This window comes from Xenorhabdus thuongxuanensis (assembly GCF_001908095.1).
GTDB lineage: Bacteria > Pseudomonadota > Gammaproteobacteria > Enterobacterales > Enterobacteriaceae > Xenorhabdus > Xenorhabdus thuongxuanensis.
On the sequence record NZ_MKGR01000059.1, the window covers coordinates 1 to 4,175 of the forward strand.

General features: G+C 45.9%; 5 protein-coding genes and 2 pseudogenes. 6 read left to right on the forward strand and 1 reads right to left on the reverse strand.

All coding sequences use genetic code 11. The annotated features are described in order from the left end of the window. Together Xentx_RS19430 and Xentx_RS17795 are read left to right on the forward strand one after the other, a co-directional pair. Positions 1 to 190 (forward strand): hypothetical protein (locus Xentx_RS19430; RefSeq protein WP_208607602.1); only part of this gene is annotated, 190 nt, incomplete at its 5' end. Next, a pseudogene (locus tag Xentx_RS17795) lies at positions 156 to 495 on the forward strand (Tn3 family transposase); the annotation flags it as partial. The gene Xentx_RS19430 and the pseudogene Xentx_RS17795, both read left to right, overlap by 35 nt. 27 nt (positions 496 to 522) lie before the next feature. On the opposite strand, the gene Xentx_RS17800 reads toward Xentx_RS17795, so the two are convergent. After that, a complete protein-coding gene (locus Xentx_RS17800; protein ID WP_074021831.1) occupies positions 523 to 1,410 on the reverse strand; it encodes a LysR family transcriptional regulator in 888 nt (295 codons plus the stop codon). 108 nt (positions 1,411 to 1,518) lie between these two features. Between Xentx_RS17800 and Xentx_RS17805 the strand changes: the two genes are divergently transcribed. The 4 genes and pseudogenes from Xentx_RS17805 to Xentx_RS19735 all read left to right on the forward strand — a co-directional run. Beyond that, positions 1,519 to 2,901, forward strand: a complete 1,383-nt coding sequence (locus tag Xentx_RS17805) for an MFS transporter (RefSeq protein ID WP_074021832.1) — start codon at positions 1,519 to 1,521, stop codon at positions 2,899 to 2,901. Continuing rightward, complete coding sequence (locus Xentx_RS17810) at positions 2,901 to 3,290, forward strand: DUF4440 domain-containing protein (protein WP_074021833.1); 390 nt, start codon at positions 2,901 to 2,903, stop codon at positions 3,288 to 3,290. The genes Xentx_RS17805 and Xentx_RS17810 overlap by 1 nt, the downstream gene beginning before the upstream one ends. Positions 3,291 to 3,320: 30 nt before the next feature. Next, complete coding sequence (locus Xentx_RS17815) at positions 3,321 to 3,542, forward strand: hypothetical protein (RefSeq protein ID WP_139292536.1); 222 nt, start codon at positions 3,321 to 3,323, stop codon at positions 3,540 to 3,542. A gap of 34 nt (positions 3,543 to 3,576) precedes the next feature. Then, positions 3,577 to 3,917: pseudogene (locus tag Xentx_RS19735) on the forward strand (ExeA family protein); the annotation flags it as partial. Positions 3,918 to 4,175 lie beyond the last annotated feature (258 nt).

Here is a 4,175-nt window from a genome sequence, read left to right on the forward strand (position 1 = left end):
CTCGCTACGTAGTGGTCTGGCTAACTCCCTTTCTACGACGGGACTTTCACCCGCAAGAATAGTGCAGCTTTGCCCAGCGCACCGCTCATTACATTCTCCCTATAAGCCGATTTTTTTCTGCTTCTGCTTGCCAATGTTTATTGGAATGTACGCTTATGGCAAAAGCGTTAAAGGAGCTTGGTCGAATTGAACGAACACTGTTTATGCTGGACTGGTTTCGCGATCCTGCCCTGCGTCAAGCGTGTACAGGCGGAATTAAATAAAGGAGAGGCCCGCAATGCCCTTGCACGAGCTGTCTTTATACACCGGTTGGATGAAATTAAGGATCGAAAACAGGAAAATCAGAGTTAACGCGCTAGCGGTCTGACTTTGCTTACAGCAGCGATCTCGTTGTGGAACACGGTTTATATGGAAATGGCCATCGAAGCACTGAAGCGCAATGATCAACTGTTATCACATTTGTCCCCATTAGGCTGGGAACATATTAATCTGACCCCTTGATTATTACACATCCAAGTTTGCTTAAGCGAAGCGTCTCTGAAGAAAATCAATCAGAGCACGTACTTTAGCGGAGATATGACGGGTATTAGGATAAACCGCATACACACCCTGCGAAGGGAAATGGTAATCGGGCAGCAAATGCTGCAGTTCCCCGCTTGCTAGAGCAGACCGGACTAGCCACTCCGGTAGCAGCGCGACACCACAGCCTTCCAGTATAAAACTCATCAGTGCAGAAGCACTGTCAGTTGAGAACCTGACGGGTCCAGTGACGGAAAAATCGATCTTCTGCTGTTCAGGACCTGTTACTTGCCAGCGTAGAGGGGACTGGAGACGAGTATGAATAACCCATTCTGCCTTACCTAATGTATTAAGCGAATCTATTGGGTTATTTTTAATCCATTTCGGAGCGGCCACTGGAATTATTGAAAAGTTGTCTATTAACGCTGCGTGATAACTGGAATCAGCCAATTTGCCAAGACGAATAGCAACGTCGAAGTGCTCTGAAATAAGATCGGCATGATAAGAAGACGAAACATGGTGAATACTCAGCTCAGGGTGTGCCTGCCCGAATGCCACTAAAGCGGGGATGATCATTGTAGTGCTATATTCCGGTGTACTGGTTATTCGTAACTCACCACTAAATCCTCTATGACTGAATTGCACATCGTTCACAATATCTTCTGTTTCTTTTAAAAGATGAACACTGCGCAGGTAAAAAGCTTCCCCCGCTTGCGTAAGTGCTAGACGTCGGGTTGTGCGTAACAACAACGATACACCAAGTTCCGCCTCCAGTTGCCGGATATTAAAACTAACTACTGCCTTCGTTTGTCTGAGCGTGATAGCTGCTGATGTGAAACTTCCTGCCTCTACTACGGCTACAAACATTGCTACACGCTGTAAATTGAGCATAAATCTCCCCAATACTGTCAAATATTTTTTGACAGTGTATCACTGCGCCAGCTCTTTATCCTTCTCATTATCGGAATTATATTATTCATTTTTAACGGGGAAGAGAGTATGAATTATCGTAGTAAAATTGCGGTCGTCTACCTTCTTGGCTTTTTTCTCGACTTAGTAAATATGTTTATCTCCAATGTCGCTTATCCCACTATAGGTAAGGAAATGCATGCTTCCGTGGCAGAGTTAGCATGGATCAGTCATGGCTACATATGTGGGCTTACGCTTATTATCCCTCTCAGTGCGTGGTTGACACAGCGTGCAGGTGCTCGGCGGGTGTTTTTACTTTCGTTAGCCTTATTTGCACTGGGAACAACGGCATCTGGATTTGCACATTCACTTGAAGAACTGGTTTTCTGTCGTGTTGTGCAGGGCATTGGCGGTGGACTGTTAATACCAATCGGTCAGGCGTTGACGTGGCAGCTTTATGCAAAACATGAGCGAGCTAAACTTTCATCTGCAATTATGTTGGTAGCTCTACTAGCCCCTGCACTATCCCCTGCCTTGGGCGGCGTGCTGGTCCAGACTCTCAACTGGCGTTGGGTATTCTTTGCCAGTCTGCCGCTAACCCTGCTGACACTGATACTGGCTTTCATATGGTTACGAGATGGAGTCACTTCCGAAAAAAATAAAGCTCTCGATTTCTCTGGCCTTGTAATCGGATGTGCTGGCTTATTTCTCATTTTACTCGGAATGACAAAAATGAGTGAGGTGGGAAACATTGCAAAAGGCACGATACTTTTCTCATCAGGTATCATTCTGCTGGCTTTTTTCATTATTCGCAGTAGTCGGCATTCTGCACCACTTTTCAGCTTTCATCTTCTTTCTGACCCGTTAATGCGCTTCTCAATGCTAGTTTATCAGTTCGTACCTGGCTTGTTTATGGGAATAAGTTTGGTTGGCGTTATTTATCTGCAGACATGTCTCGGTATGTCTGCAGCAGAGACAGGAGCGTTAATGATTCCTTGGTCACTTGCTTCGTTTCTAGCAATCACTGTTACAGGCAAAACATTTAATCGCTTGGGACCACGGCCACTCATCATGACCGGTTGTCTGCTACAGGCGATAGGCATTTTATTACTTTCGGTGGTGACCCACGATGGGCAGAACTACCAACTGGTAACGGCTTTTGCACTGATGGGAATGGGAGGAAGTCTGTGTAGCAGCACCGCCCAGAGTAGTGCTTTCCTTGAGGTATCAGCCACAGCCATGCCTGAAGCAAGTGCATTGTGGAACATAAACCGTCAGCTCAGCTTCTGTTTTGGTGTGGCACTGTTGAGCCTGCTACTCAATCTGCTTATTAGCCATCTCGCACTGCGACAGGCTTATATGTGGACATTTTATACAGCAGCAGCCGGTGCTCTTATTCCACTCCTGCTCAGCTTGAGTATTAATAACCGAAACATAAAACTGAATCTTTTATCATCAGAAGAGAATAGCTAATGAACCATTATATTAATGAAGTGTTAGAATCTCATGTTGCTATTGAGAACTGGCTTGGAAAAGGTGAAGGAGACGTGCAGACGCTCCTTAACCGTTTCAGTCAGGATTATTCAATGATCACGATAACAGGCACGATGCTTGATCATGAGTCCCTGAGCCATTTTTTTATTGCTAAACGTGCAAGCCGCCCGGGATTACATATTGTCGTGGATTCGCTGTCTGTCTTGCAAGAGTGGGAGAATGGGGCAGTGATTTTATATCGTGAACAGCAGACCGAACCCGACAAAGAGACCACAATTCGTTGGTCAACCGCTATCTTTAACCTTCATGCAGATACACCTGTCTGGCTTCATTTGCACGAAACATTACAGCCAATCAATCCAGATTAAATGGATAATTATGGGTTTGTTGATGATAGCATGTCCGATAACCTGTCTTTTGGTGATGTGCGTCAGCGAGCCTGGAAAATTATCCCCAGAGCCGGCCTGCAACGGGCCGCTTTACAAATGAGCAACAAACCCGACAGTAAACTGACCCGACACTGGAAAGCGATAGACACTCAGACAAACCATATTCGCCGTCATTTACGGCCTCTGTTCTGTACGCTGGATTTTTCCAGTGTGGCGACTGACTGCCCGTGATTATCAGCCCTTGCCTGGGTTAAGGAGGTATTTTACCTGCAGCCAACGGGAATACATTAAGTGGCGGCTAAAAACCAGCATAGGCAAAGGGAAAACGCAAGATATACTGACAACGGATTCCATTGATTTACTGGCGATGAAACTCCGTACTCCATTACAGGTTCAGTTGCATCTGACACTGGCCATGGAAGCGGGTTATCAGACGGGTGAAAAACCAATACCACACTAACACGCCATAGCCATCGCCTGAAAGATATGGTGGAACAATTCGATACCAAATCTGCTGAAATCAGCGCACTGTTTAACAATCAGTTCGATCCGGTTCGCACGGCAGAGTTGCGCGACAAAATGTTGGCGGTTAGGCTGCCAATATGATGAATTTCATTTGCAGTTATCGTGAGCCAGATGAAATGGAATGCAAGCCGAAAAACCGGATAAATGCGAGTCCGTCAGATTATAAGCGCGAGCCGCTACACGTATTTTTACTTCCGGCATATCTTTACCGAATTACCCAAACGCCATACCGGCGATCCCAGGGCAAACGGGTCTAAATTAGACTGACGTAAAACCCACCGTGAGGACTTTCAGCATGTAACCATTATCCCATCCGGCTTTCTGACGCTTAGTTTTCAC